This window comes from Amycolatopsis balhimycina FH 1894 (genome assembly GCF_000384295.1).
GTDB classification, from domain to species: domain Bacteria; phylum Actinomycetota; class Actinomycetes; order Mycobacteriales; family Pseudonocardiaceae; genus Amycolatopsis; species Amycolatopsis balhimycina.
The window spans coordinates 8,956,857-8,983,114 of sequence record NZ_KB913037.1 but is presented as its reverse complement, the minus strand read 5'-3'; the positions used below and the strand labels follow the sequence as shown (position 1 = coordinate 8,983,114).

Below are 26,258 nucleotides of genomic sequence, written 5' to 3'. Positions count from 1 at the left end.
GGCAGGGTCAGGGGTGCAGGTCGGCCGAGAGGCGCAGGGCGTCCTCGGCGATCTTCTTGATCAGATTCTTGTCCGTGTGCTTGCCGTAGAAGTCGGCCAGCACGATCGTGGTGTTCGTGCCGTCCACCTTCGCGGCGTACGCCGCGTTGGTGCCGCTCACACTCGGGACGCCGGTGCCGGCGAACGTCTTGTCGCGGACCAGGTCGGTGACGTTGCCGGTGTTGTCCTTCTCGGTCAGCGTCTTGAGCGCCTTCGCCTTGGCCGAGTCCGGCATGCCCACCAGCACCACCGAGACGAGGGCCTTCTGGCCGCCCGTCTCCGTCGTGTACAGCGCACGGACCAGCGACTGGCACGGGTTGTCCTGGAAGAAGTCCTTGGTCTTGCCGTAGGACTTCGCGACGCAGTCGTCGGCCTTGTCCGGCCCGGCGACCTGGGTGAACTGGAACTGCCCGGTGTTCTGCGCCGGTGGCTGCGCGACCGGCGCCTCCGGGGTCGAGTCGTGCCGGATCAGGAACCACAGCAGCCCGGAGACGACGGCGATCGCGACCAGCCCGGCGCCCTTGAGCAGCAGGGACCGGGTGTCGCGCGCCGGCGGTCCCGGCACGGGCGGGCGGGGCTGCGGGGGAACCGCGCCCAGCGGGGCCGTGTCGGACGGGCCTGGGGTGAAGTGCGCACCAACCACGAGACCATACGGTAGTTCACCGGCATTCCGCGGTTCACTCGAACGCGCGTAAGACGCGTTCGACGTCGTCAGCGGTGTTGTAGAGGTGGAAACCGACGCGCACCCGGCCGGCGCGGACACTGGAGACGATCCCCGCCGCGGCCGACCGCCCGGGATCGGCTTCGAGCGAGACGATCGCGGTGCCGCGCGGCGGCAGCCCGAGCTTCTCCAGCAGCGAGTCGGCCAGGCCGACGTTGTGGGCCGCGACCTGCGCGAGGTCGAGGCCGCCGAGGTACTCCAGCGCCACGGCCGCGCCCACCTGGGCCAGCCACACGGGCGAGAGGTCGAACGCGCGGGCGTCGCCGGCCAGGCGCAGCGGGAGGCCGTAGACGGTGGCCCACGGGTCCTCGCCGGCGAACCAGTTGGCCGCGACCGCCCGGGTGCGCTCGCGCGCGTCCGGCCGGACCGCGAGCCACGCACTGCCGCGCGGCGACAGCAGCCACTTGTAGCCCGCCGCGACCACCCAGTCCGCCCAGGCGACGTCCAGGGGCAGCCAGCCGGCCGCCTGCGAGGCGTCGAGCAGCACCGCCGCCCCGGCGGCCTCGGCCGCGGCCCGCAGCGCCGGCAGGTCCACGATCCGGCCGTCGGCGGACTGGACGACGCTCACCGCGACGACGTCGTGGCCTTCGACTCGCGACGGCAGCACGTCGAGGGGCACTTCGGTGACCGTGACACCCGGGTTCGCGGCGAACGGGAAGGTCACGCTGGTGAAGTCGCCTCCGGCGGCGAGCACGCGGGTGCCGGCGGGCAGCGCGGCGGCCACGTTGGCGACCAGCTGCGAGGCCGACGCGCCCATCGCGACGTCCCCGGGTCCGACGCCGAGCAGGCGGGCGAACCCGGCCCGCGCCCGCGCGACCCACGGATCGAACTCCGCCGGCCGGATCGCGCCGGTCCGCCACCGTTCGACCGACTCGGCCACCGCGGCGGCCACCGGCGCGGGCGGGATACCCACGCTGGGCGTGTTCAGGTAGCCGGGCGGGACGGCGAAGTCGGTTCCGAAGGCACGCATGCCCCGACCAAAGCAGATCCGGCCGGTCCGGTTCACCCGGTTTTCGGCAGCAGCGCGGTGACGTCGGCGTAGCCCGGCGGGCTCAGCGGCAGGTCACGGCCGTCGCGCACGGCCAGCGCGGTTCCGGCGGCGGCCGCGAGCGCCATCCGGTAGGGCAGCGACCCCAGGCTGACCCGCGCGACCCCCAGCTCCGCCAACCCGGCCAGCGTCACCCGGCCGGGCAGGAACAGCAGGTTGAGCGGCACCGCGGCGGCGACGATCCGCTCGACGTCCGCGGCTTCGGCGAGGCCGGGCACGAAGACGCCGTCCGCGCCCGCCGCCGCGTACGCCCGCACGCGCGTCTCGGCTTCGGCGATCGAGCGGCCGCCCGCCCAGTGCGTGTCCGTCCGGGCGTTGACGAACAGCCCCGGCACACGCTCCTTCACCGCCCTGACCAGCGCACACTGGACGTCGACCGGCGCGAGCGAGCCGTCGGCGCGGCCGTCTTCGAGGTTGACGCCGACGGCACCCGCGTCGGCCAGTTCCGCCACGAGGTCGGCGACGGCGGCCGGGTCCGCGCTGAAGCCGTCGGCGATGTCGACGCTGACGAGCACGTCCAGCCGGGCCAGGCGCCCGGCCAGCGCGACGGTCGCGTCCCGCGTCGACGGCGCGCCGTCCGGCTCCCCGGCCGCCGCGGACACGCCGAGGCTGGTCGTGCCGAGGGCGCGGAAGCCCTGCGCCGCGAGGAAGGCGCCGACGCCGAACTCCCACGCGTTCGGCAGCAGCAGCGGGGACCCGGGGACGTGCAGGGCACGGAAGTCGTCCATGCCCTCGAACCTAGGTCCGCGACGCTTCGGCGGGCACCGAAGCGAACGGCTCGAGGACCCCGGGCACGGCCGCCGCCGCGAACGCGAGCCCCTCGACGGCGTCGGCGTCGCGGATCGAGTAGGCGCCGGCGCCCGCCGCGGTGGTCGCGGTGAAGGTCGCGAGCCCGCGACGGCGCTGGAAGACCGACTGCTTGACCGTCCAGCCGAGGACGCCGTCCCGAGCCAGCACGGCCGTGCTCCGCCGGACCGAGCCCGCCCGGACCACCAGGTAGCGCCCGCGCGTGCCGTGCCCGAGCCCGCGGTAGGCGTCCAGGGCCAGCAGGACCGCCACCGGCAGCGCGACGGCGGCGAATACCGCGGCCGGCACGAGAAGGACGCCGGTGAGCAGCGCGCCGAGCACCAGCAGGACCAGCACCGGGGTGAGCGCGGCCAGGAGGGCCCAGCGCAGCCGCCGTCCCCGGGCGGCCGTGGGGTGCGGCACCAGCCGGACGTCGGCGACGGGCTCGCCCACGATCCGCGCCGCCACGTCGGCCGCCACCGCGCGCGGTGCCACGGGCAGGAGCGTCTTGGACTCGGTCTTGTCGTCGTCACGCTTCATGCCGGTGGCGATGGCGTCCACGCGCGCGGCGCCGGCGAGCCGGGCCCCGAGCGGCTCGACGAGTTCGACGCCGCGCAGCCGCCGCTCCTCGAGGGTGACCGACCGGGTCGTCAGCAGGCCGCGGCGGACGCGCAGGGTGCCGCCGGGCTCGCGGTCGAGCCGGTGGTGCCACCACATCTCGGTGAACAGACCGGCCGCGCCGGCGACGCCGGCGACGAGCGCGAGCACCAGCAGGAGCAGGACGCTCGCGGCGAAGGGTAGCTCGCCGAAGAGGTTCAGCAGCCACTTCAGCAGCCCGCCCCCGGCGCCGAACCAGTCGGCGACCTTGAACAGCCCGCCGAACGCGGCCAGGCCGAGCGCCGGCGCGACGAACGACAGGGGTGCGTACCGGATCCAGCGCGGGTCGAGTGTCGCGAGTGGACCGTCCTGCGATCCGGGGCTCCGGTGCAGCAGCTCGGTGCGCAGGGCTTCGGCGTCCGCCCTGGCCAGCGGGGCGAGGGTGAGCCTTTCGTGCTGCCCGGTACCGATGGTCAGCACCGCGACACCGAACGCGCGGTGCAGCGGGTTCGCTGTCAGGTCGGCGCTCCGGATCCGTTCGCGGGGCAGGGATTTGCGCGTGTGTGCGACGAACGCGAACTCGAGCTCCAGCCGCTCGGCCGTGCACCGGAAGCGGGTGTGGCGCCAGCGGACGTAGTCGGCCAGCACGCCGGCGCCGACGAGGAGCACCGCCGCCGGGACGAGCCACAACAGCACGGTCCCTCCCGCCCCGATGACGATCGGGGTGCCCGCCGACACGGCGAACCCGGCCAGGAGGACCGCGGTGACGCCGAGGGTGCGCCGGTCGAGCCGGCACCAGCCGGTCACGTCGCGTCCCCGGGCGTGGCAGTGTTGTCCGGGGCTTCGCCCCGAGCCGGGGGCTCCGCCACCCGGACCCCCGAAAGCAGTGTGTCCGTGCGTTCGGTCAGCTGCTCCGCGATGTCGGCCGCGATCCGGGCGTCGAGGCCGCGAAGCTTCACGGCGCCGCGCGCCGACGCCGTCGTCACCGTGACGGTCGCAAGCCCGAAGCGTTGCTGCAGCGGCCCGCGCAGCGTGTCGACGGTCTGGACGCGCGAAAGCGGCGCCACCCGCCACTCCTGCCACAGGAAGCCCGACCGCACGTAGACGGCGGTGCCGGTGACCTCCCAGCGGTGCAGGCCGAACCACCACCGCGGCAGAAAGGCGCACCAGGCCACGCCGAGCAGCGCGATCACGGCGGCCGGAGCCAGCAGCCAGAACGCGGCCGGCGGGATCAGCAGGCCGAGGACCGCGAGCACCAGCGCGGCCGGGCCGAAGACGAGTGCCCCTTGGGCACGCCACCACGTGATCGCGCGGCGGTCCAGTGCGTTTCGCGGCGGCCTCAGCCGCACTGTTCCGGTCTGCACCGGACACCCCCCGAGGTTGTTTACAATGCGGTCGCATCGTAACGGCGGAGCCAGGGTTTTCGCAATGCGATCGCATGACAACGGGAGCCAGCGTGCCGAAACAGGTCGACCACGAGCAACGCCGGGTGCAGATCGCCGAGGCGCTGCAACGGCTGACGACGCGGGCCGGGCTGGAAGGCGTCAGCCTGCGCCAGGTCGCCGCCGAAGCGGGGATGTCCATGGGGTCGGTGCAGCACTACTTCCGGACGAAAGACGAAATGCTGCGGTACGCTCTCGAACACCGCCACAAGCTCCGCAGCGAGCGGATCACGGCGAAGATCCTGGCCGAGGGACCGCCGACGCCGCGGTCGATCCTGCGCGCGTGCCTGGTCGAGATCCTGCCGCGCGACCCCGACAGCGAAGCCGACTTCCTCATCGGCGTCGCGTACTTCATCCGCGCGGTGGCCGACCCGGCGATGGCGAAGGCCTTCGGCGAAGGCATGCCCGAACTCCTGGCGTTCTTCGCCGGCCAGGTCCGCCAGGCCCAGGAGGCGGGCGACGTCCCCGCCTGGGCCGACCCGGAGACCGAAGCGTCCCTGCTCTGGGCGATCGCGGACTCCCAGGGCTCGGAAATCGTGATGGGCCACCGGACCCCGGCGGAGGCAATATCCACAGTGGACTACTACCTGGACCGGTTGTTCAGCGGCTGACCCCGTGTCGACCCTTCAATCACGCGTGTCGACTGTGCAATCACGCGTGTCGGCGTTCCGGTCACGCGAACAGGTTCGCCGCTCGTGCGCGAAGAGTCGACACGCGTGATCAGGAGGTCGACACGCGTGATTCGGGGGTCGACACGGCGTCAGCCTCCGCCGCCGGAGCTTGCCGCGATCGCCGCCGCGCGGGCCGCTTGGAGTTCGCGGAGCACCTTTCGCAGGGCCGGGACCGCGACGCCCGCCGCGTCCTCCAGCTGGGCGAGGCGGGCCCGGTGCCGGCGGCGTTCGGCGCGCGAGAACACCGTGCCCAGCTCGGCCGCCGCGGCGAGGGACGTCAGGGCCGCGATGTCCCGCGGCACCGGCGAATCGGTCCGCAGCGCCGCCGTCACCCGGTCGTGGAGCGCGGCCGCCGTCGCCACGTCGCGGACCACCGGGCGGCGGCGCGGGAACACCCCCAGCACGCGGGACGTCCGCAGCTCGATCGTGCCCGCCGCGTCGAGCTGGGCCTCCAGGGAGTACAGCGTCGCACGGGCGCCGCGGCGCACCCAGGCGCGCCACTTCCGGTGCGGGTCGGCGGTGAGCTCGGCGAGCAGGTCGTCGAGGACCAGGTGGCCGGTTCCCCCGGCACCGGTGACGGCCGGGCGGCCGCCGTCGTCGGCCACCCGGCCGCGCAGCACCAGATCCGTCAGCGCCGCCGCGCGGACCAGCAGGGCCACGCGCTCGCGGCCGGGCAGCCGGTCGCGCCGGGTGTCGCACGCCAGCAGGTACGCCCGGGCGGGCAGGGACGGCTCGGTCATTTCACTCCCGTTTCGGTGCGGTGGCCGGTCGAAATACCCCCGGTCGCTTGATCTCGACCGGCCACCGGGCACCTCGTCCGTCGCGTTAGGACAGTCGATGTGGCGGTTCCAGTAGACCGCTTCCGGCAGCCGGGCGAAACCGGTGGAGGATGCTGACCGCGGCGACGAAAGTTGCGCTCCTCCCCGCGGGCCGCAACTTTGGTTGCGCATCCGGGGCGGCGCCCCACGCGAGCCGTTACCGTGGCCGCGTGACCAGCATCCGGCGGCCGATGTGGCCGAGCCGCGCCGACACCTTCTGGCTGTTCCTGCCGGCGGCGGCGTTCACCGGGCTCAACGTCCTGTACCACGTCCTCGGCGACCGGACGACCGGCGCGCTCGGCCCGGCGGCCGGGCTGGTCCTGCAGATCTGCTGTGACCTCGCGCTGGTGCTGCTGTTCCGGTTCCCGGCACTGGTGGCCGGGACCCTCGTGGCGGCCGCGTTCGCGATGCTGGGCTCCGACCTGTTCGCGCCCGGGCTGCTCGTGCCGGTGCACCCAGTCGCGCTGATGACCGTCCCGACCATCACGCCGGTGGTGCTGGCCCAGCTGGTGCGGGTGCTGGACCGGCGGACCGTGCTGTGGCTGACCGGGATCCTCGCGGTCGTGGCCACGCGGCCGTGGGAGCCGAGCTGGAGCGTCACGCCGTTCGGGCTGCTGAGCACCGTGCTGCCGGTCGTGATCACGTTCTACGTCGAAGCCCGCAAGCAGCTGCTGCGGTCGCTGCGGGACCGGGCGGAACGCGCCGAGCGGGAGCAGCACCTGCTCGCCGAGCAGGCCGGCGCGGAGGAACGGCGGCGGCTCGCGGGCGAGATGCACGACGTCGTCACGCACCGGCTCAGCCTGATGGTGCTGCACGCCGGGGCGCTCGGCGTGACGTCGGCCGACCCGGCGGTGCGGACGGCGGCCGAGGACATCCGCCGCGAAGGCGCGCTGGCGCTGGACGAGCTGCGCGACCTGGTCGGAGTCCTGCGCAACGGCGCCGAAGCCGGGCCGCGGACGCTCAGCCCGGAGGCCCCCGGCGACCCGGCGCGGCTGGTCGAGGAGTCGCGGTCGGTCGGCGTCCCGACGGAGCTGGCGGTGGACGGCGACCCGGCGCAGGTGTCGCCGACCGTCGCGCGCACCGCGTACCGGCTGGTGCAGGAGGCGCTGACGAACGTGCGCAAGCACGCGCCGGGCGCGACCGTAGCGGTCTCGCTGCGCTACCACCCCGGTGGTCTGGACGTCTCGGTGGACAGCACGGCGGCGGCCCGCCCGCCCGACCCGGCGCTGGCGGGCAGCGGTTCCGGGGCCGGCCTGGCCGGGCTGCGGCAGCGCGTCGAGCTGGTCGGCGGGCGGTTCACCGCGGGTCCGGCGCCCGGCGGCGGGTTCCGGGTCGGTGCGATACTGCCCCCCTACGTCCCGACGGCGGAAGGCACGCGCTGTGATCCCGGTGCTCGTGGTCGATGACGAGCCGATGGTGTGCGCGCACCTGCGCACGATCCTGGGCTCGGCGGCCGACATCGAGGTCGTCGCCCAGGCGGCCGACGGCGCCGAAGCCGTGGAGGCAGTGGTCCGGCACCGGCCGCGCGTGGTGCTGATGGACCTGCGGATGCCGGGCGTCGACGGGCTCACGGCGATCGCGCGGATCACGGCGTTGCCGGACCCGCCGGCGGTGGTGGCGCTGACGACGTTCGACGCGGACACGTACGTGATCCGGGCGTTGCGCGCGGGCGCGGCGGGGTTCCTGGTGAAGTCGACGCCGCCGGAGGACCTGATCGGCCTGGTCCGCGTGGCGGCGGACGGCCACACGGTGCTGTCCCCGTCGGCGGCGCGCCGCCTGGTGGCGCTGTCCGCGGACGGCCGCGAGCGCGGCGAGGACGCGCGGCGGCGGACCGCGGGGCTGACCGAGCGGGAACGGGATGTGCTGGCGTGCCTCGGCGAGGGACTGTCCAATGCGGACATCGCCGGGCGGCTGCACCTCGCCGAAGCGACGGTGAAGAGCTATGTGTCGCGGATGCTCGTGAAGCTGGAGTGCGCGAACCGGACGCAGGCGGGATTGCTGGCCCACGAAGCGGGTTTGGTGGCTCGCTGACGCAGTCAGGAGGACTTGTCCACAGCCATGCTCGAATGTGGACAACTCGGCGAGTTCGGGTTCGCACGGCCGATTTCGCCCAGGGCCACCGATAGACTGGACTTGGGCACGCCCCCCAGGGCGGGTGGGGGCCGTCTGGGGGCGGGTGGCTGCCCTACGCCGACGCGGGGGTGTGCTCCGCGTCGTAGGCGTCCCGGGCCTCCTGGACCGAAGCCATGTGCCGCCGCGCCCAGCGGTCCAGCACGTCCAGCGGCTCGGACAGGTTGCGCCCCAGCGCGGTCAGCTCGTACTCCACCTTCGGGGGGATCGTCGGGTAGGCCGTGCGGGTCAGGATGCCGTCGCGGACCAGGCTGCGCAGCGTCTGCGTCAGCACCTTCTGGGAGATCCCGTCCACCCGGCGGCCGATCTCGGTGAACCGCAGCGGGCCGTCCGTGAGCGCGCCGACGATCAGCACCGTCCACTGGTCGCCGATGCGGTCCAGCAGCTGGCGGGTCGGGCAGTTGCGGTCGTACGGGTCGGGCCCCACGGCGTCCCCTCCTCGCTTTCCCGGAGAGAGTAACACCCTGACCAGACAGTGAGACACGCTTCAGGACGCCGTCGCGAGCCCCGCCACCACCCGCCCGATGAAGCGGCCGAGGAACCAGCGGTAGAACCAGCCGGTGCCCGGGATCTTCGCCCGAAACGTCGAGTGCCAGTGGATGTCGGTGCCGTCGTCGCGAGGCGAAAGGTCGACGTAGGCGACGTAGTCCCGCAGCGGCAGGCCGTGTTCCAGCGCGTAGCCGAACCGGCGGCCGGGCTCGAGTGCGACGATCTTCTCGTACGAGCGGAAGCCGCCGGTCTTGAACAGCCGGACCGCGCCCACGCCCTCCGGTTCGTCCTTCCCTTCGCTGACCAGCTCGAACGACCCGAGCGGCGACCACGTCGGCCAGCTCGCGCCGTCCCTCAGCAAGGCGTACACGGTGTCGGCCGGCGCGGATGTCCGGCCGCGAACGGAGATGCGTTGTACCATTTGGTACGTGTACCATTTGGTACATGATCGAGGCAAGCCCGCGCGCCAAGCTGCTCGACGCGGCGATCGACCACATCGCCCACCACGGCGGCGCCGGCAAGAGCCTGCGCGCGCTGGCCGCGGGCCTCGGCACCAGCCACCGCATGCTGATCTACCACTTCGGCTCGAAGGAAGGCCTGCTCACGGCGGTGGCGCGGGAGGTCGAAGCCCGGCAGCGCGCGGCGCTCGCCGACCTCGATCCGGCCGGAGCGGGCCGCGAGTTCTGGCGGCGGCTCACCGACGAAAGCCTGCGTGCCAACGAAAAGCTCTTCTTCCAGCTCTACGGCCAGGCGCTGGGCGGCACCCCGGGCACGAAGGAGTTCCTCGACGGCGTCATCGAGGATTGGCTCGGCCCGGTCGAGGCCTTGCTCGCCCAGTACGGCGTCCCGGAGGCCGACCGGCCGGCCCACGCGCGGCTCGGGCTCGCTGTGGCCCGCGGGCTGCTGCTCGACCTCGTCACGACCGGCGATCGCGACGCCGTCGACGCCGCGATGGAGAAGTTCCTGGCGCTCTACGAAAACCCGTGATCCCCTGTTCTGATGCGACTGATACTGGGGTTCTTGGCCGCTTTGCTCACGACATCGGGGCTCACGCCCGCGGCTTCCGCGTCACCACCGGAGAGCCGCCCGAGCTACGCCTACGACCAGGCGATCCGCCAGACGGCGTGGGTGGAGACCGGCACCGACCACGACCGCGACGGCAGGATCGACCGCGTGGCCGCCGACGTCATCCGGCCCGACGCGCGGGTGCGCGTCCCGGCGATCCTCGACGTCAGCCCGTACTACGCGTGCTGCGGCCGCGGCAACGAAATGCAGAAGAAGACCTACGCCCCCGACGGCACCCCGCAGCAGTTCCCACTGTTCTACGACAACTACTTCGTGCCGCGCGGCTACGCCGTGGTGCTCGCCGACGTCGGCGGGACGAACCGGTCCTCGGGCTGCTTCGACGACGTCGGCTCCGGCAACGCGGTCGTGAACTGGCTCAACGGCCGGGCGAAGGCGTTCGACGCGCCCGAGGGCGGCCACGCGGTGACGGCGGACTGGGCCACCGGTGACGTCGGCGCGATCGGCAAGTCGCAGGACGGCGCCACCGCGATCGGCATGGCCGCCTCGGGGATCGCCGGACTGAAGACGATCGTGCCGATCGAAGGCGTCGCCGACAACTACGCCCAGCTCATCGGCAACGGCGCGCCCTTCGCCACGCCGGAGAACACCGGGTCGTCCTTCACCTACAACGAACGTGCCGCCGAGCTGTGCAAGCCGTTCGAGGCGGACCTCAAGGCGCGCGCCGGCACGAACGGCGATTACAACACCTTCTGGCAGAGCCAGAACTACGCCGCGCAGGCCGGCAAGGTCCGGGCGAGCGTGCTCGCCGCGCAGGGCTTCGGGGACTGGGTCGTGGCGCCGGACCAGTTCGCCCGCTACTGGGACGCGCTCGGCCGGGCCGGCGTCCCGCGCAAGGCGTGGCTGAGCCAGGCCGGGCACACCGACCCCTTCGACCTGCAGCGGCAGCAGTGGGCCGAGACGCTGCACCGCTGGTTCGACCGCTGGCTGCTCGGGCTGCGCAACGGCGTCGAGCACGAGCCCGCCGTGCACCTCGAAACCGCGCCGGACCACTGGACCGACCTCCGGAGCTGGCCGCCCGCGACGGTCCCGGCAACGCTCCGGCCGTCGAGCGACGGCACCCTCGGCCACCGCGGGTCCGGCACGGCCACCGTCGTCGACGATCCCGCCATCGGGCGCGAGCAGTGGGCGGCCGGGACGTCGGCCGCGCGGTTCACCGGCACTCCCCTGCCGTCGCCGGTGCGGCTGGCCGGGTCGCCGTCGGTGACCATCACCGCGTCGTCCGACCAGCCCGCCGCCCGGCTCGGCGTCGCGCTCGTCGACTACGGCCCGGCCGACGAGCGGAACACCGCGACCTACGGCAGCGGGATCAAGAACCTGGCCACCCGGTCGTGCTGGGGTTCGAGCACGACGGCGGACAGCGCGTGCTTCCTCGACACGGCCGCCGACGTCGTTTCCGCCGACCACCGGATCGTCGCCGCCGGCTGGGCCGATCTCGGGCACCACGCGTCGCTGTGGCACGGCGAGCCACTCGTCCCCGGGCAGCAGTACACGATGACGTTCTCGCTCACCGCGCTCGATCACGTGGTCCCGGCCGGGCACCGGCTCGGGCTGCTCCTCGGCGGCACCGACGGGCAGCTGTTCGACCCGGCGCTGCCACGGCTGGGTGACACGCTGACGTTCGACCTCGCGCGGACGTCGGTCACCGTGGGCCTTACACACCCCGAACACTAGGCGGACACCCTTCGAACACCACCCGGCCAGAGTTCTCCTCAGCACCCCGAAGTACCCGGAAGTACCCCGGAACGGAAACGAGGAGAGACGATGCGAGGAACCACCTGGACGCGGCTGGCGCTGGCGGGCTGCGGGAGCGCGGCCTGCCTGCTGGTGGCGGCGCCACTGGCTTCGGCCCAGACGCCGACGCCGGTGGCGCCGATCACGCTCAGCCCCGAGGAGTCGCAGCAGGTCTGCTCGGAGTGGGTGCCGAAGCTGCAGAAGCGAGCCGACAACCTGGAGAAGCGGATCAACGGCGGGCCCGAGGTCAAGGGCTCGGTCGCCAACCTGAAGGCGCGGGCGGCCGACCAGCGGGCCGCGGGGCACACCGCCCGCGCCGACCAGCTGGACCAGCGCGCCACCAAGCGGCAGGGCCGCATCGGCGAGCTGGACACGGCCAAGCAGAAGCTCGACGCCTTCGCGTCCGCGCACTGCAAGCCGGCCAAGTGAGGGGCGCGAGGGTCGCGGCGGCGGTCGGGGCCGCCGCGCTCATCGCGCTCGGCTGCTCGGCGTGCCGCGACAACCTGATGGGTTCGCCTGGTGACTCGCCGGCGTCGTCTTCTTCGTCGCCCTCTGAATTGAGCGGGATCGAGTCGACACTGAACGGCATCGAATCCGACATGAACAGCGATGGCTCGCCCTGACCGGCTAGCGTCTCCCCTCTGAACACGGCGGAGACGGGAGCAGGCATGGGGTCACCGGGACGCGGCCTCGTCCTCGTGGTCGAGGACGAGACCGCGATCGCCGAGCTGGCGGCGCTCTACCTCAAGCGCGACGGTTTCGGCGTGCACGTCGAGGCCGACGGCGGCCGGGCGCTGGACGCCGTGCGGCGCCTCAAGCCGGTGGCGATCGTGCTCGACATCGGACTGTCCGGAATGGACGGTATCGAGATCTGCAAGACGCTGCGCGCCGCCGGGAACTGGACGCCGGTGCTGTTCGTCACCGCCCGCGACGACGAGCTGGACCGGCTGCTGGGCCTGGAGATCGGCGCGGACGACTACCTCACCAAGCCGTTCAGCCCGCGCGAGCTGGCCGCCCGGGTGCGGACGGTGCTGCGCCGGGCCTCGGGGGCGACGCCGGCCGCGGAGACGTTCGCCGTGGGCGGCGCGCGCGTCGACGTTCTTTCGCGGCGAGCGTGGGCGGGCGACGTCGAGATTTCGCTGACGTCGACCGAGTTCGACCTGCTGACGCACCTGCTCCGGCACCCGGGGCAGGTGCTTTCGCGCGACCAGCTGCTCAGCGCCGTCTGGGGGTACGCCGCGGCGGCGGGCACGCGCACGGTCGACGTCCACGTGGCGCAGCTGCGGGCGAAACTGGGCGCGTCGAGTCCGATCCGGACGGTGCGGGGCATCGGTTACGCGGCGGATCCGGCATGAGGGGCACCTTGGCCGGCCGGATCACGTTGGTGTGCCTCGCGGTCGCGAGTGTCGCGGTGATCGTGGCGGGGCTGGTCGCGTCCCCGCTGATCCGGACCACGGCGGACAACGTGCTGCAGTCGTCACTGGCCGCGCAGGCCGACGTCGTCGCGTCGCAGCTGGACGAAACGGGCATCGGGAACCGGCTGGGCGTCGGCAAGGTCGCGGACGTCGTGCGGGGGCAGGGCATTTCGGTGGTCGTCCGGCGCGCGGGCGGGCAGGCGCTCGGGGACGCCGTCGCCGTGCAGGCCGCCGTCAAGGCCGGGCTGGCGGCGGATCACTCGGGGCGCGTCACGGTGGCGGGCTCGCAGTACCTGGTCGAGACGCGGGTGGTGGGCGCGCGCGGGGCGGCGTTCGCGCTGGTCCTGCCCACGCGGAACGCCCAAGCGACGCAACGGGCGCTGGTGCGCAACATCCTGGTGGCGCTGGGCATCGGGTTGCTGGTGGCGGCCGCGGCGGGCTTCGTCTCGGGGCGGCTGCTGGGCCGTCCGCTGCGCCGGGCCGCTCTTGCCGCGGGGTCGCTGCGGGCGGGGCGTCGCGACGTGCGGGTGCCGGTGCAGGGACCGCGGGAGGTGGCGGAGGTGGCGGGGTCGTTGAATTCACTGGCCGACGCGCTGTCTCAGAGTGAATCCCGGCAGCGCGACTTCCTGCTGTCGGTGTCGCACGAGCTGCGGACGCCGCTGACCGCCGTGACGGGCTTCGCCGAGGCGATCGCGGACGGCGTCGCGTCGGGGCCCGACGCCGTCCGGGCCGGGCAGACGATCCAGCGGGAGGCATTGCGGCTCGAGCGGCTGGTCACGGACCTGCTGGAGCTGGCGCGGCTGGGCGCGGACGAGTTCCGGCTGGACGTCGCTTCGCTGGATTTGGGGGCACTGGTCCGCGACTGCGCGGAGGTCTGGCAGCTGCGGTGCGCGCGGGAGGACGTCCGGCTGTCGGTTTCGGCGCCTGCTACTCCGGTCCCGGTGCTGGCGGACGCCCGGCGGCTGCGTCAGGTGGTCGACGGGCTGGCGGAGAACGCTCTGCGCGTCACCCCTTCGGGTGCCCCGATGGTGTTCTCGCTGTCCTCGTCCGATTCGTCGGCCTCGCTTGCGGTCCGCGACGGCGGTCCGGGCCTGGCGCCGGAGGACTACCCGGTGGCGTTCGAGCGCGGGGTGCTGAACGCACGGTACCGCGACCGCCGTCCGGTCGGCTCCGGCATCGGCCTGGCCCTGGTCCACGCCCTGGTCACCCGCATGGGCGGGACGTTGGCAGCGGGCCCGGCGCCCGAAGGCGGCGCCGCCTTCACCATCACCTTCCCGCTGACCGCGGGCTGAGCTGGGCGGCGCGGGCGGTGACGTCCATGAGCGCCCAGTGCTCGACGACCCGGCCGTCGCGAACCCGGATCATGTCCATGCTGGTCACGGCGTAGCTCCGGCCGGTCGAAAGCTGCGTGCCCGAGCTGGTGTAGCGGTTCACCGAGAACTCGCCGTCGGCGACGTTCTGCTCGACCCGCACGGTGACGTCGCGGAAGTCGGCGAAGAAGTCCCCGGCGGCCATCGCCTCCCACTTCGCCCGCCAGGCGTCGATGCCGTGGTGGTCGCCGCCCGCGCCGCCGCGATGGTCGACGACGTCGGGGTCGATGTACCGCAGGCCTTCGGCGTACCGGCCGGCGGTCCAGAGTTCGATCAGGCGGGCGTGCACCGCGGAAGGGGTCACGGCGACCTCCATCAAGTGGGGAGTTCCCCGGTTAGGGGAACGCTAGACTAACCGGGGAACTCCCCACTTGACAACTCCCCGTTGGACAAGGAGCACGATGCCCGGACGAGCCCGCCGATCCGACGCCCGGGACAACCACGCGCTCCTGCTCGCGGCGGCGAAGGAGGTGTTCGCCGAGGACGGGCCGGACACCCCGCTCGACCGGATCGCCCGGCGCGCGGGCATCGGCAACGCGACGATGTACCGGCACTTCCCCAGCCGTCGCGAACTGGTCATCGCGGTGTATGCCGACGAAGTCGCTTCGCTGACGAGCCGCGCGCGGCTCGACGCGGCCGACCCGGGCGCGGAGCTGTTCGCCTGGCTCGGGTCGTTCGTCGAGCACGTCCGGGGCAAGCGCGACCTCGCCCTGTCCCTCACCACCCCGGCCGGCGACCACGAAACCCTGTTCGCCCGCTGGCACGAGACGGTGAACGAGACCGCGGCCGCACTCGTCGCCCGGGCGAAGGCCGCCGGTGCCGTCGAGCCGGACACCGACGCGCTCGACCTCCTCCTGCTGGGCACCGGCGTCGCCCTCGCCAACGCCCCGGCCCGCACCCCCCGCCTCCTGGAACTGGTCCGCCGCGGCGTGTCGGCCTCCTGATCACGCGCGTTGTCCGACTGGGTACGCGAGTTCGACGGGCCGGTACGCGGGATTCGCGTGATCGGGGGCGTAACTCGCGTGATCGGGGCCGGAACTCGCGTGATTGGGGGCGGAACTCGCGTGATTGAGGGGACGACACTCGTGATTGGAGGGACGACACGTGTGTCTGGGGGGACGACACGGGGTGGCCGTTAGGGTCGGGGTATGGAGATGCTGCATCTGCGTTATTTCGTTGCGGTTGCCGAGGAGCTGAACTTCTCCGCTGCCGCGCGGAAGCTGCACATGGCCGCGTCGCCGCTCAGCCAGCGGATCAAGGACCTCGAGCACGAGCTGGGACAGCAGCTTTTCGACCGCAGCACCCACCACGTCACCCTCACCGGCGCCGGGGCCGCGCTGCTGCCGCTCGCGCGAGACGTCCTCGAGCAGGTCAGCGCCATTCCGTGGAAGCTGGCCGAGGCGACGCGGCCGCAGCGCAGCACCCTCTTCCTCGGCATGCCCGCCGGCGTGCACCCCGACCTGCGGGAACGCGTCAACGCCCTCGCCGAACGCGTGAAACAACGGTATGAGCTCAAACGCTGGCCCGGCACCACCGCCGACCTCGTGCAGGGCGTGCACGACGGCAAGCTCGCGCTCACCCTCGCCCGGCTGCCGGTCACCGATCCCGCGCTGGAGCAGCTGCCCGTGATGACCGAACGGCTCGGCGCGGTCGTGCCCGCCGACCGGTTCGCCGGCCGGGACTCCGTCAGCCTGGCCGAGCTGGCCGGATTCCCGTACGTGGCCTCACCAGGGGAAATCACCCCCGCCTATTTCGACCAGCTCGACCACCAATTGAACGAACTGGGCGTCAGGAAACGCATCCGGCTGACCAATACCGGTTACGGCGGGACGTCGGAAATCATCTCCAGCGGCGAAGCCTTTTCCATTTCCATGCTCGACGACAAGAGCCCCATGCACGGCTACCGGCTCGACAACGTCATCGTGCTGCCCTTCACCGACTTCCGGCCCCAGCTGGACACCGGCCTGCTCTGGCGGCGCGATCGTACCGACGGCGACCTGAACGAACTCGTCGAAGCCGCGAAAGAGATCTTCGCGGAGCCGCTCAGCAGCTAGAACAATGGTATGACTACTGTGGTCATACCATTGTTCGCATCATGATCATTCCCTTTCGCGTCGGTCGCGCCTACGTTCGTAAGTAGAGCGAAACAGCAAGGCGCGAAAGGACGGAAAAGATGACGGACATCACGACCGGACCGCTGGACGGCGTGCGCGTGATCGACCTCTCGACCGTGGTCATGGGCCCGTACGCGGCGCAGATCCTCGGCGACCTGGGCGCCGACGTGATCAAGATCGAGTCCCCCGCGGACACCGTGCGGGTGGGCGAGTACCGCACCACGCCGGGCATGACCGCACTGAACCTCAACGTCAACCGCAACAAGCGCAGCGTGGCCCTCAACCTCAAGGACGAGACCGAGCGCGAGCAAGCGCTCAAGCTGATCGACACGGCCGACGTGCTGATCACCAACATGCGCCCCGGCGCGCTGGCCCGCCTCGGCCTGAACTACGCCGACGTCGCCGCGCGCAACCCCCGCCTGGTCTACGCCCACGCGCAGGGTTTCCGCAGCGACTCCGACCGCGCCGGGAACGCCGCCTACGACGAGACCGTGCAGGCCTCCTCCGGCCTGGTCGACGTGGCCAACCGGGCGCTGGGCGAGCCGGTCTACCTGCCGACGATCATCGGCGACAAGGTTTCGTCGCTGACCATCGCCTACAGCGTGCTCGCCGCGCTGGTCCACCGGGACAAGACCGGCCAGGGCCAGCAGATCGAGATCCCGATGACCGACACGCTGATCGCGTTCAACCTGGTCGAGCACCTCGCCGGGCACACCTACGAGCCGGCCGAAGGCCCCACCGGGTTCGCGCTGTCGATGACGAAGGGCCACGCCGCGGTCCGCACCAAGGACGGCCTCGCCTGTGTCATCCCCTACAACCCGCAGAACTTCCGCGACTTCTTCGCCGCGGCCGGGCGCCCGGACCTCGCCGCCGACCCGCGGGTGAACGGCGACGCGATCAACCGCGCCGACAACGAGTGGCTGAGCGAGCAGATCGCGGTGTGCGCCCCGGCGCTGACCACCGAGGAGTGGGCCGAGGTGTGCGCCAAGCACAGCATCCCGATGGCCCCGGTGCTCGAGCTGGACCGCGCGCACGAGGACCCGTACGTCCGCGACGGCCACCTGCTGGACACCGTCGAGCACCCGAGCGAGGGCACCATCCGCACGGTCGGCATCCCGGTGAAGTTCTCCGCGACGCCCGGCTCGATCCGCCGCCTGGCCCCGCTGGCCGGCCAGGACACCGCCGAGGTCCTCGCCGAACTGGTCTGAACCACCGCCACTTTCACGTGAAAGTGGCACCAAGGAAGTGAAGTCATGACCGAAGTACGCACCGAACGGATCGGCAGCACCCTGCTGATCACGATCGACCGGCCGCAGGCCCGCAACGCGGTCAACGCCGCCGTCGCGACCCAGCTGGCCGCCGCCCTCGACGACCTCGAGAGCGACCCGACGCTCCGGGTAGGCGTCCTCACCGGCGCCGAGAACACCTTCAGCGCCGGCATGGACCTCAAGGCCGCGCTCACGGGCGAGTCGCCGGAGATCCCCGGCCGCGGGTTCGGCGGCCTGACCGAAGCCGAGCTGACCAAGCCGCTGATCGCCGCCGTCGAAGGATTCGCCATGGGCGGCGGGTTCGAACTCGCCCTCGGCTGTGACCTGATCGTCGCCGGTGAAGATGCCAAGTTCGGCCTCCCCGAAGTGAAGCGCGGCCTGATCGCCGCGGGCGGCGGCGTGATCCGGCTGCCGAAGCGGATCCCCCACCACCTGGCGATGGAGTTCCTGCTCACCGGCGAGCCCATCACCGGCCGCCGCGCCGGCGAGCTGGGCCTGGTCAACCGCGTCACGCCGAACGGCGACGCCGCCGCCGTCGCGCTCCAGCTGGCCGAGAAGCTGGCGGAGAACGCGCCCCTGGCGCTCGCCGCCGTCAAGAAGATCGTGCGTGGCTCGGAGGCGAAAGCCTTTGCCGTGCAGCGCGAAGAGACCAAGAAGCTGATGCAGTCCAAGGACGTCCGAGAAGGCATGACCGCCTTCGCCGAGCGCCGCGCTCCGAAGTGGACAGGCGAATGAAGATCGAAGAAGTCCGCCGTCACGTGACGACCCCGCTGACCGCCCCGGCGTTCGCGCCCGTGGTCCCCCGGTTCACGAACCGCGAGTACCTCAACATCGTCTACCGCACCGACGCCGACGCCCTGCGCGCGGTCGTCCCGGAGCCGCTGCAGGTCGAGGAACCGTTGGTGCGCTTCGAGGTCATGAAGATGGGCGACGTCTCCGGCTACGGCCCGTACACCGAGTCCGGCCAGGCGATCGAGGTCAGCTTCGACGGCGAGCGCGGCGAGTACCTGCACGCGATGTACCTCGACAACTTCCCGGCCACCGCGTCCGGGCGCGAGGTCAGCGCGTACCCGAAGACCGTCGGCAGCCCGGATCTCTATGTCGACAACGGCGTTCTCGTCGGCACCCTGGACTACGGGACGCTGCGGGTGGCCACCGCGACCATGGGCTACAAGCACCACGAACTGGACGCCCGCGAGGCCGAACACCAGATCACGGTCCCGACGTTCATGCTCAAGACGATCCCCGGCTACGACGGCGCCCCGCGCGTGCAGGAGCTGGTCCGCACCGAGATCACCGACGTCGTGGTCAAGGAGGCCTACACCGGCCCAGCCCGGCTGCAGCTGTTCCAGCACGTCCTCGCCCCGCTCGCCGACCTGCCGGTGCTGGAGGTCGTCTCCGCGAGCCACATCCTCACCGACCTGACACTCGCCCCGGTCAAGCCGGTCTTCGACTACCTGAAGGGAGCCCAGGCATGAAAGACACAGTCATGAGTTTCCGCAATGCCGCCGTCATTGGCGCCGGAACGATCGGGTTGTCCTGGACGGCGCTGTTCGCCCACCACGGCCTGACCGTCCGGGTCACCGACCCCCGCCCCGACCTCGCCGACGCCGTGGCCGACGCGCTGAAGACGTTCGCCCCGCACCTCGGCACGACCGCCGATGACCTGGCGAGCCGGGTCCACATCGCCGCCGACGTCACCGAGGCCGTGAAAGACGCGGATGTCGTGCAGGAGAACGGTCCGGAGAACGTCGAGTTCAAAAAGGACCTCTTCAAGCAACTCGTCGAGGAAGCGCCCGGGCACGCGTTGTTGCTGAGTTCGTCGAGCGCCATCCCCTCGACGGCCTTCACCGGCGAGATCGACGGCAGTCGTGTCCTCATCGGACACCCGTTCAACCCGCCGCACCTGATCCCGCTGGTCGAGGTCGTTCCCGGCGAGCGCACCAGCGACGAGTCGGTGCAGGAAGCGGTCGACTTCTACACCTCGCTCGGCCGGGCGCCGGTCGTGGAGCGCAAGGAGATCCCCGGGTTCGTCGGGAACCGGCTGCAGAACGCGCTGAGCCGCGAAGCGATCTACCTCGTCGAGCAAGGCGTGGTGACCCCGGAAGACCTGGACAAGGTGATCACGAATTCGCTCGGCATCCGCTGGGCGACGGTCGGGCCGTTCCTCGGTTCGCACCTGGGCGGTGGCCCCGGCGGCTACCGGCACATGGCCGAGCACATCGGCAAGTCCATGAAGAAGATGTGGGCCGGGCTGGGCAACCCCAGCCAGAGCCCCGAAGAGCAGGAACGGCTCATCGAAGCCGTCGAAAAGGCTTACGGCTCCTCCACGTACTCGGAACTCGCCGAGACGCGCGACCGCAAGCAGCTCGCAGTGTTGAACGCAGTGGAGGAGAACTGACATGGAACCGCTCAAGGACAAGCTCACCGCCGACTTCTACGACTTCGAGGCGCTGCTGCCCGACGAGGAGCGCAAGCTGCTCGTCAAGGCGCGGGAGTTCATGACCGGCGAAGTCAAGCCGCTAGTGAACGACAACTGGGAAGCCGGGACCTTCCCGAAGGAACTGATCGGGATGTTCCGCGACTCCGGCCTCGCGGGCCTGCCCTACGAGGGCTACGGCGAGCACAAGCCCGCGGTCAGCAACCTCCTCACCGGCATGATGGCGATGGAGATGAGCCGCACGGACGCTTCCGTCGCAACGTTCTTCGGCGTCCACAACGGACTCGCGATGTACTCGATCCACAGCGGCGGCAGCCAGGAACAGCGCGACCGCTGGCTCCCCGAGATGGCCGCGATGGACAAGATCGGCGCGTTCGCGATGACCGAACCGCTCGGTGGCTCCGACGTCGCGGGCGGCATGCGCACCACCGCACAGCGTCTTTCAAAAGAAGGGTCCGGCGACGTCTGGATCCTCAACGGCGCCAAGAAGTGGATCGGCAACGCGACCTTCGCCGACTACGTCGTGGTGTGGGCGCGGGACGTCGACGACAACAACGTCAAGGGCTTCGTCGTCGAGAAGGGCACGCCGGGTTTCGTGGCGGAGAAGATCCAGGGCAAGACCGCGTTCCGGATCGTCGAGAACGCCGAGATCACCCTGACCGACGTCCGCGTGCCGGAGGAGAACCGCCTGCAGGGCATCGATTCCTTCCGCGACGTCGCGGAGATCCTGCGCGCCACCCGCGGCGGCGTCGCCTGGCAGGCGCTGGGCGTGATGATCGGCGCCTACGAGGCCGCGCTCGCCTACGCTCAGGAGCGCAAGCAGTTCGGCCGGCCGATCGCCCGCTTCCAGCTGGTGCAGGACCTGCTCGTGAAGAGCCTCGGCAACATCACCGCGTCGTGGGGCATGCTGGTGCAGCTCGCCCAGCTGCAGGACGCGGGAATCTTCAAGGACGAGCACTCGTCGCTGGCCAAGGCGTTCGTCACCTCGCGGATGCGCGAGGTCGTCGCGTGGAGCCGGGAGATCTTCGGCGGCAACGGGATCGTGCTCGAATACGACGTCGCGCGGTTCTTCGCCGACGCCGAGGCGATCTACTCCTTCGAGGGCACGCGCGAGATGAACACCCTGATCGTCGGCAAGGCGATCACCGGGCAGTCCGCGTTCGTGTAAGGAATCAGTTCACGCAGCCGGCGGCCGTACTGGTCGCCGGCTGCTTCGCGTCCGACGCACCCGGGGCCTTGGTACCCGTCGCCGCGACCGGCTTCACGCCGCCGGTCGTGTCGTCGCCCGCGGCCTGGACCGCCGGGGTGCTGATCGTCGTGCGCACGAACTGCTGGACCTGCGCCGGGTCGACCTTCACCGCGTCGCCGTCGGACGGCGTCGGCAGGGACAGGCTCAGCACCGGAATCGTGACGAACGCGATCGCGCCCGAAGACATCCCCCGCAGCTGCTGCGCGAAGCTCAGGATGTCCCAGCCCCTGTCCAGCACCACCGCGCCCTGCACCGCGCCGACCAGGGCGCTCAGCTTCGACGGGTCGGTGAACGTGCCTGCGCTCAGCACCTTCTTCGCCATCCCGGACAGGAACGCCTGCTGCCGCGCGATCCGGTCGAGGTCGCTGGTCAGGCCGTGGCGCTGGCGGACGAACGCAAGCGCCTGCGCCCCGGACAGCGTCTGCGTCCCGGCCGGGAAGTCCGCGCCGGAGTAGCTGTCGTGCACCGGCGCCTTGAGGCAGACCTCGACGCCGCCGACCGCCTGCGAAAGCGCGTCGAAGCCCGCGAGGTTGATCGCCGCGTAGTGGTTGATCGTCAGGCCGGTGAACTTCTCCACGGTCTGGATGGCCGTCCGCGCGCCCTGCTCGTTCGCGGCCACTTCGAGCTGCGCGCCGGAGAGGCCCTGGGCGCGCAGACCGGGCAACGAGGCGTTCTTGCCGCGGCTGTAGGCCGAGTTGATCTTGTGCTTGCCGAACCCACCCGCGATGTCCACATAGGAGTCACGCGGGATCGAGATCGCGGTGGCCGCGGCGCCGCCCGCCGGGATGTGCACCACGATCATCGTGTCGGTGGTGTCGCCGCCGTCGTCGCCGCCTCCGGCGTGGAGCGCGTCGAGCACGTTCTGTGGCAACGGGTTGCCGTAGGTGTCGGTTCGCGCGTCGATCCCGGCGAGCAGGATGTTCTGGGCGACCTTGAGCGGCTCGCCGGGCGGGGTGTCATCGTTGTCGATCTGGGCCGCGGGCGGGATGACGTCGGCGGTGACGATGCCGGAGTCCAGCGTGCTCAGCTGCGTCCACAGGTAGCCGGTGGCGCCGAGCACCAGCGTCGACACGACGCCGAGCGCGACCCGGCCGCCGATGCGGCGCCCCCGCGACGACAACAGCACGACACTTCCCCTTGCTTCCCGCCGGTGGTTCCCCCGGCTTCGAGGATCACCGGCTTAGCTGGGAATCAGCTGAGAAAGTTGTCGGAAACCTGTGACGCTGCCCGATCGGCCGAGCCACATCGAGCCCATCGACGGGTTTCGCCACGGAAAGTACCCGGGCGGGCACGGGAAAGTGCTGTGGCAGTGGCCACATTGGGCGGCTAGCGCGGCATCCTGCGCCAGATCGCGCGCGGCAGAAAGCGCATCCCGAAGAAGACCGTTCGGAGGATGCCGGGCACCCAGACGACCCCGCGGCCGCGGCGCAACGCGGCGACCGTCGCGTCGGCCACCTGGTCCGGGGTGCTGGAGAACGGCGCGGGCGTCATGCCCTCGGTCATCCGGCCGATCACGAAACCGGGACGGACGAGCAGCAAATGGACGCCCGAGCCACCGCGTTTTCGGGGGCCCGGGTGGCGGAGCCCCCGGCCCGGGGCGGAGCCCCGGTTGTCACAGTGCAAGGCGTCGGCGAGGCCGCTCGCGAAGCCGTCGAGACCGGCTTTGGCCGAGCCGTAGACGTAGTTCGCGCGGCGCACGCGCACCCCGGCCACCGAGGAGAACACGACCAGGCTGCCGTGCCCCTGCGCGCGCAGCAGGTTCGCGGCGTGGGTCAGCACGCCGACCTGGGCGACGTAGTCGGTGTGCACGATCGCCGTGGCGTGCGCGGCGTCCGTCTCGGCGCGGGCCTGGTCGCCGAGGATGCCGAAGGCGAGCACGACCACGCCGAGCGGCCCGTGCCCGGCCGCCACCTTCTCCAGGAACGGGCCCTGCGCGGCGAGGTCGTCGGCGTCGAACTCGGCCGTTTCCACCGTTTCGGCACCCGCCTCGCGCAGCGCCGCGACCTCCGCGGCCAGGTCCGCGCCCGGCCGCGCGGCCAGCACGAACCGCCGGGTGTCCCCGCTGACCAGGCGTTTCGCCACGGCCAGCCCGATCTCGCTGCGTCCGCCGAGCACCAGCACCGTTCCGCTCACTGCAACATTCTCCCAGCCGGGGTGCGCTAGCGTGCCGGGGTGGGTCACGTCAGCGACTTCGAGACGCTCGTCGAACGGCACCGCCGGGAGATCCAGGTGCACTGCTACCGGATGCTCGGTTCCCTGGCCGACGCCGAAGACCTCGCGCAGGAGACGTTCCTGCGAGCGTGGAAGGGCCGGGACGGCTTCGAAGGCCGGGCGAGCGCGCGTACCTGGCTGTACCGGATCGCGACGAACGCGTGCCTCGACGTCCTCGCCCGCCGTCCGCGGCGGGTGCTGCCCGACCAGCTCGGCCCGGCCGGCGAACCGGACGGCCCGATCACCGCCGTCGACCTGCCGTGGCTCGAGCCGTACCCGGACCGGCTGCTCGACGCGGCGGCGCCGGACGACACGGGGGCCACCGTGATCGAGCGGGAGACCATCGAGCTGGCGTACCTCGCCGCCCTCCAGTACCTGCCGCCGCGGCAGCGGGCGACGCTCGTCCTGCGTGACGTGCTCGGCTGGTCGGCGAAGGAGACCGCGGCGTCGCTGGAGACGAGCGTCGCGTCGGCGAACAGCGCGCTCCAGCGGGCTCGCGCGACGTTGCGTGAGCGACTGCCCGCGCGCCGTGCCGAGTGGACGGCCGGCGACCCGACCACCGGGGAAACCGCGCTGCTGAAGCGGTTCATCGCGGCGTACACCGACGGCGACCCCGCCGCGGTCGCCCGGCTGCTGCACGAGGACGCCCAGGCCGTCATGCCGCCGTACCCGTTGTGGTTCGGCAACCGCGCCTCGATCGTCCGGGCGCTCTCGCTGTCGATGGATCCGGCTTCGCCGCACTGCATCGGGCGGTTCCGGATGCGGCCGACCCGCGCCAACCGGCAGCCCGCCGTCGCCGGCTATCTGCGGCGCCCAGGTGAGCACGATTACCGGTGGTTCGGGGTCACCCTGCTGACGATCGAGGCCGGGCTGGTGACGGCGATGGCCGCCTTCGAGTCGGCCTCGGCCGCCGCCTGGGGAATGCCCGAGACGTGGCCGGACGACCACGGAGGGGAATGACGTCTCCCCGCCGGGAGACTGATGCGAACAATCGCATACTTACTCACCGCCCTTCGAACGACGAAAAGCCCGGGCGGGTGATTCACTCAGGAATCACCCGCCCGGGCACACACCGCGAATCTCGATTTTTCCGGATTCGGGGGTTTCATGCTCGAGGCCGCCGGGAAGAGGTCACCGGGCGGCGGGTCAGGCAGCTCGGTGCCGCTGCGGAGCGGTCCGCACCAGCCGGCGGCGTTCATCCGCGGTGGCGCCGCCGAAGACGCCGTGGTCGAGGCCGTTGTCGAGCGCGTAGCCGAGGCATTCGGCACGCACCGGGCAGCGCGCGCACACGGCCTTCGCCTGCGCCGTCTGGCGGCCGCCGGGACCGACCTCGGAGATCGGGAAGAACAGTTCCGGGTCCTCGTCCTTGCAGGCCGCGAGTTCCGCCCAGCCCGTCATCGTGGCTTCCATTTCCTTCGTTCACCTCCCTTGCTCTCTCTTACTGCTTCCCATTGTGGGGGCGCGTCAACCGACTTGACCGCGGCGGACGCGCGAGCTTATCCGCCTGGGTCAAGGGGGTTTTGGCTTCGGTCCCCGGCTCACCCTCCGGGCAACCAAGACTGCAACACATGAGAGTACGCCCTTCTTCCCGGGATCTCGATGTCGATCACGTCACCCGATCGGCGAGATCGCGTCCCCGCGCGCCCCGGACCGGGGCCGCCGTCGCGGCTCCGCCGCCCGGCTCCCGCGCGAACCTCAGTCCGCGCGCGCCGTCCGTCTTTCCCTGATCCGGCAAGGCTTTTCCCGCCGGACGCGACGGCATCGCCGGGCGGCGGCGCCGGCCACCTCCCGGCGGAGACGGCGGCGGCCGGCAGCCACACCCCGGCTGCCGGGCCGGTGACCGGAATCCGCCGTTCGCGGACCCCCGTTTCGCGGATCGGCACCACCGCGGGCGAGCACGGCTCGCGCCCCCTCGCGGGGCGCCGTCGCGATCGCGTCTCGGTAGATCATCGGCCTCGGGTACCCGACATCTCCGCAGTCATTCGTCACCGGCCGTCACCACTGCGACGCGGTCCATTACTCCGGCCGGGCAGTCTTGATCGAATCGTTACACGTAGCCGCCCCTTCACCGCACCTGTCCTTGTGGAGGCGAGGGGCGGTGAGGGGTCCGTGTGGGGTCATGACGAGTTCGACGCGTTCTTCCGCGCCGAGTTCCCGCCACTCGTGGCGTTCCTCTGCAAGGCCGGGTTCGAGGTCGAGACCGCGCGCGACGTCGCCGCCGAGGCGATGCTGCACGCGCTGGAAGCGTGGCCGGTCGCCGGGGACCCGCGGGCCTGGGTCCGCCGGGTCGTCGGACAGCTGCTCGACGCCGCGGGCGACGCGCGCGCGGACTGGTCCCTGGGGGGCGACCCGCGGGACGACGAGGAGCTCGCCGCGCTGGTCGAGAAGCACGCGGGGCTCATCGACCTGCTCGCTTCCCTCCCCGGCCGGCAACGGATGGTCCTCGCGTGGTCGCTCGACGGGTTCACCCCCGCCCAGATCGCGGAGGCGCTCCGGATCACCCCGTCGACCGTCCGCTCCACCCTCCGCCACGTGCGCGAACGCCTCCGACGACAGCAGGGCGCCCGGCCCGGCGGCCACCGGGACAGGGAAAGGTGAACAGAATGCCGGCAACCGAGTACGGGGATCGGGCG

At 71.9% G+C, this 26,258-nt stretch carries 29 protein-coding genes; 17 read left to right on the top strand and 12 right to left on the bottom strand.

From position 1 onward, the window contains the following. Positions 1–7: 7 nt before the first annotated feature. The 5 genes from A3CE_RS0141435 to A3CE_RS52390 all read right to left on the bottom strand — a co-directional run bounded on the left by A3CE_RS0141435 (position 8) and on the right by A3CE_RS52390 (position 4,555). Positions 8–604, bottom strand: a complete 597-nt coding sequence (locus tag A3CE_RS0141435; RefSeq protein ID WP_020646005.1) for a hypothetical protein — start codon at positions 602–604, stop codon at positions 8–10. 112 nt (positions 605–716) lie between these two features. Beyond that, positions 717–1,730 carry an aminotransferase class V-fold PLP-dependent enzyme gene (locus A3CE_RS0141430; protein WP_020646004.1) on the bottom strand — a complete coding sequence of 338 codons (1,014 nt, stop codon included), beginning with the start codon at positions 1,728–1,730 and terminating at the stop codon, positions 717–719. A gap of 32 nt (positions 1,731–1,762) precedes the next feature. Continuing rightward, on the bottom strand, positions 1,763–2,536 hold the full coding sequence (locus A3CE_RS0141425; RefSeq protein ID WP_020646003.1) for an isocitrate lyase/PEP mutase family protein: 774 nt from the start codon (positions 2,534–2,536) through the stop codon (positions 1,763–1,765). Positions 2,537–2,546: 10 nt separating this feature from the next. Then, on the bottom strand, positions 2,547–3,998 hold the full coding sequence (locus A3CE_RS0141420) for a PH domain-containing protein (protein ID WP_020646002.1): 1,452 nt from the start codon (positions 3,996–3,998) through the stop codon (positions 2,547–2,549). Further along, on the bottom strand, positions 3,995–4,555 hold the full coding sequence (locus A3CE_RS52390) for a PH domain-containing protein (RefSeq protein WP_245589675.1): 561 nt from the start codon (positions 4,553–4,555) through the stop codon (positions 3,995–3,997). Before A3CE_RS52390 ends, A3CE_RS0141420 begins: the two co-directional genes overlap by 4 nt. A 92-nt stretch (positions 4,556–4,647) precedes the next feature. On the opposite strand from A3CE_RS52390, the gene A3CE_RS0141410 reads away from it, so the two are divergent. Next, positions 4,648–5,244 (top strand): TetR/AcrR family transcriptional regulator, encoded by a 597-nt coding sequence (locus tag A3CE_RS0141410; protein WP_020646000.1) that lies wholly within the window; start codon positions 4,648–4,650, stop codon positions 5,242–5,244. A gap of 149 nt (positions 5,245–5,393) precedes the next feature. Here A3CE_RS0141410 and A3CE_RS0141405 read toward each other — a convergent pair whose 3' ends face one another. Then, entirely contained in the window at positions 5,394–6,044 is a 651-nt protein-coding gene (locus tag A3CE_RS0141405; RefSeq protein WP_020645999.1) for a GOLPH3/VPS74 family protein, read from the bottom strand. A 248-nt stretch (positions 6,045–6,292) separates the two neighbouring features. On the opposite strand from A3CE_RS0141405, the gene A3CE_RS0141400 reads away from it, so the two are divergent. Both A3CE_RS0141400 and A3CE_RS0141395 read left to right on the top strand, forming a co-directional pair. Then, the gene (locus A3CE_RS0141400; protein ID WP_020645998.1) at positions 6,293–7,528 is read left to right on the top strand and encodes a histidine kinase; all 1,236 of its coding nucleotides are present in this window, start codon (positions 6,293–6,295) and stop codon (positions 7,526–7,528) included. Next, positions 7,503–8,153: a response regulator gene (locus tag A3CE_RS0141395; protein WP_020645997.1), complete on the top strand. Its 651-nt coding sequence runs from the start codon at positions 7,503–7,505 to the stop codon at positions 8,151–8,153. The genes A3CE_RS0141400 and A3CE_RS0141395 overlap by 26 nt, the downstream gene beginning before the upstream one ends. 154 nt (positions 8,154–8,307) lie before the next feature. On the opposite strand, the gene A3CE_RS0141390 is transcribed toward A3CE_RS0141395, so the two are convergent. Further along, positions 8,308–8,679, bottom strand: coding sequence for a winged helix-turn-helix transcriptional regulator (locus tag A3CE_RS0141390; protein WP_020645996.1), 372 nt, complete (start codon positions 8,677–8,679; stop codon positions 8,308–8,310). A 60-nt stretch (positions 8,680–8,739) separates the two neighbouring features. Further along, complete coding sequence (locus tag A3CE_RS0141385) at positions 8,740–9,162, bottom strand: SRPBCC family protein (protein WP_020645995.1); 423 nt, start codon at positions 9,160–9,162, stop codon at positions 8,740–8,742. Positions 9,163–9,185: 23 nt separating this feature from the next. On the opposite strand from A3CE_RS0141385, the gene A3CE_RS0141380 reads away from it, so the two are divergent. The 5 genes from A3CE_RS0141380 (at position 9,186) to A3CE_RS0141360 (ending at position 14,265) form a co-directional block, all read left to right on the top strand. Next, positions 9,186–9,728, top strand: a complete 543-nt coding sequence (locus A3CE_RS0141380; protein ID WP_020645994.1) for a TetR/AcrR family transcriptional regulator — start codon at positions 9,186–9,188, stop codon at positions 9,726–9,728. Positions 9,729–9,740: 12 nt separating this feature from the next. Next, positions 9,741–11,498, top strand: a complete 1,758-nt coding sequence (locus tag A3CE_RS0141375; RefSeq protein WP_020645993.1) for a CocE/NonD family hydrolase — start codon at positions 9,741–9,743, stop codon at positions 11,496–11,498. Between the two features lie 90 nt (positions 11,499–11,588). Beyond that, positions 11,589–11,987 carry a hypothetical protein gene (locus A3CE_RS0141370; protein ID WP_020645992.1) on the top strand — a complete coding sequence of 133 codons (399 nt, stop codon included), beginning with the start codon at positions 11,589–11,591 and terminating at the stop codon, positions 11,985–11,987. Positions 11,988–12,226: 239 nt separating this feature from the next. Further along, positions 12,227–12,913 (top strand): response regulator transcription factor, encoded by a 687-nt coding sequence (locus tag A3CE_RS0141365; RefSeq protein WP_020645991.1) that lies wholly within the window; start codon positions 12,227–12,229, stop codon positions 12,911–12,913. Further along, positions 12,910–14,265, top strand: a complete 1,356-nt coding sequence (locus A3CE_RS0141360; RefSeq protein ID WP_026469358.1) for a sensor histidine kinase — start codon at positions 12,910–12,912, stop codon at positions 14,263–14,265. Before A3CE_RS0141365 ends, A3CE_RS0141360 begins: the two co-directional genes overlap by 4 nt. On the opposite strand, the gene A3CE_RS0141355 is transcribed toward A3CE_RS0141360, so the two are convergent. Continuing rightward, on the bottom strand, positions 14,240–14,647 hold the full coding sequence (locus A3CE_RS0141355; protein ID WP_211231869.1) for an ester cyclase: 408 nt from the start codon (positions 14,645–14,647) through the stop codon (positions 14,240–14,242). The genes A3CE_RS0141360 and A3CE_RS0141355 overlap by 26 nt on opposite strands. A gap of 97 nt (positions 14,648–14,744) precedes the next feature. Between A3CE_RS0141355 and A3CE_RS0141350 the strand changes: the two genes are divergently transcribed. The 7 genes from A3CE_RS0141350 (at position 14,745) to A3CE_RS0141320 (ending at position 21,333) form a co-directional block, all read left to right on the top strand. Then, positions 14,745–15,287: a TetR/AcrR family transcriptional regulator gene (locus A3CE_RS0141350; RefSeq protein ID WP_020645988.1), complete on the top strand. Its 543-nt coding sequence runs from the start codon at positions 14,745–14,747 to the stop codon at positions 15,285–15,287. 204 nt (positions 15,288–15,491) lie between these two features. Beyond that, positions 15,492–16,397 carry a LysR family transcriptional regulator gene (locus A3CE_RS0141345; protein WP_020645987.1) on the top strand — a complete coding sequence of 302 codons (906 nt, stop codon included), beginning with the start codon at positions 15,492–15,494 and terminating at the stop codon, positions 16,395–16,397. 119 nt (positions 16,398–16,516) lie between these two features. After that, complete coding sequence (locus tag A3CE_RS0141340) at positions 16,517–17,665, top strand: CaiB/BaiF CoA transferase family protein (protein WP_020645986.1); 1,149 nt, start codon at positions 16,517–16,519, stop codon at positions 17,663–17,665. 45 nt (positions 17,666–17,710) lie between these two features. Beyond that, on the top strand, positions 17,711–18,460 hold the full coding sequence (locus A3CE_RS0141335; RefSeq protein ID WP_020645985.1) for a crotonase/enoyl-CoA hydratase family protein: 750 nt from the start codon (positions 17,711–17,713) through the stop codon (positions 18,458–18,460). After that, on the top strand, positions 18,457–19,203 hold the full coding sequence (locus A3CE_RS0141330) for an acetoacetate decarboxylase (RefSeq protein WP_020645984.1): 747 nt from the start codon (positions 18,457–18,459) through the stop codon (positions 19,201–19,203). Before A3CE_RS0141335 ends, A3CE_RS0141330 begins: the two co-directional genes overlap by 4 nt. Positions 19,204–19,214: 11 nt before the next feature. Beyond that, positions 19,215–20,126 (top strand): 3-hydroxyacyl-CoA dehydrogenase NAD-binding domain-containing protein, encoded by a 912-nt coding sequence (locus tag A3CE_RS0141325; protein ID WP_020645983.1) that lies wholly within the window; start codon positions 19,215–19,217, stop codon positions 20,124–20,126. Position 20,127: 1 nt separating this feature from the next. Continuing rightward, on the top strand, positions 20,128–21,333 hold the full coding sequence (locus A3CE_RS0141320) for an acyl-CoA dehydrogenase family protein (protein WP_020645982.1): 1,206 nt from the start codon (positions 20,128–20,130) through the stop codon (positions 21,331–21,333). Between the two features lie 4 nt (positions 21,334–21,337). On the opposite strand, the gene A3CE_RS0141315 is transcribed toward A3CE_RS0141320, so the two are convergent. Further along, positions 21,338–22,540 carry an LCP family protein gene (locus tag A3CE_RS0141315; protein WP_020645981.1) on the bottom strand — a complete coding sequence of 401 codons (1,203 nt, stop codon included), beginning with the start codon at positions 22,538–22,540 and terminating at the stop codon, positions 21,338–21,340. Positions 22,541–22,740: 200 nt separating this feature from the next. Continuing rightward, the gene (locus tag A3CE_RS0141310) at positions 22,741–23,547 is read right to left on the bottom strand and encodes an SDR family NAD(P)-dependent oxidoreductase (protein ID WP_020645980.1); all 807 of its coding nucleotides are present in this window, start codon (positions 23,545–23,547) and stop codon (positions 22,741–22,743) included. A gap of 39 nt (positions 23,548–23,586) precedes the next feature. Between A3CE_RS0141310 and A3CE_RS0141305 the strand changes: the two genes are divergently transcribed. Further along, entirely contained in the window at positions 23,587–24,585 is a 999-nt protein-coding gene (locus tag A3CE_RS0141305; RefSeq protein ID WP_020645979.1) for an RNA polymerase subunit sigma-70, read from the top strand. A 186-nt stretch (positions 24,586–24,771) separates the two neighbouring features. On the opposite strand, the gene A3CE_RS0141300 is transcribed toward A3CE_RS0141305, so the two are convergent. Continuing rightward, the gene (locus A3CE_RS0141300; protein WP_020645978.1) at positions 24,772–25,035 is read right to left on the bottom strand and encodes a WhiB family transcriptional regulator; all 264 of its coding nucleotides are present in this window, start codon (positions 25,033–25,035) and stop codon (positions 24,772–24,774) included. A gap of 699 nt (positions 25,036–25,734) precedes the next feature. Between A3CE_RS0141300 and A3CE_RS52380 the strand changes: the two genes are divergently transcribed. Next, entirely contained in the window at positions 25,735–26,223 is a 489-nt protein-coding gene (locus A3CE_RS52380) for an RNA polymerase sigma factor (RefSeq protein WP_043791361.1), read from the top strand. The last annotated feature ends 35 nt before the right edge of the window (positions 26,224–26,258 follow it).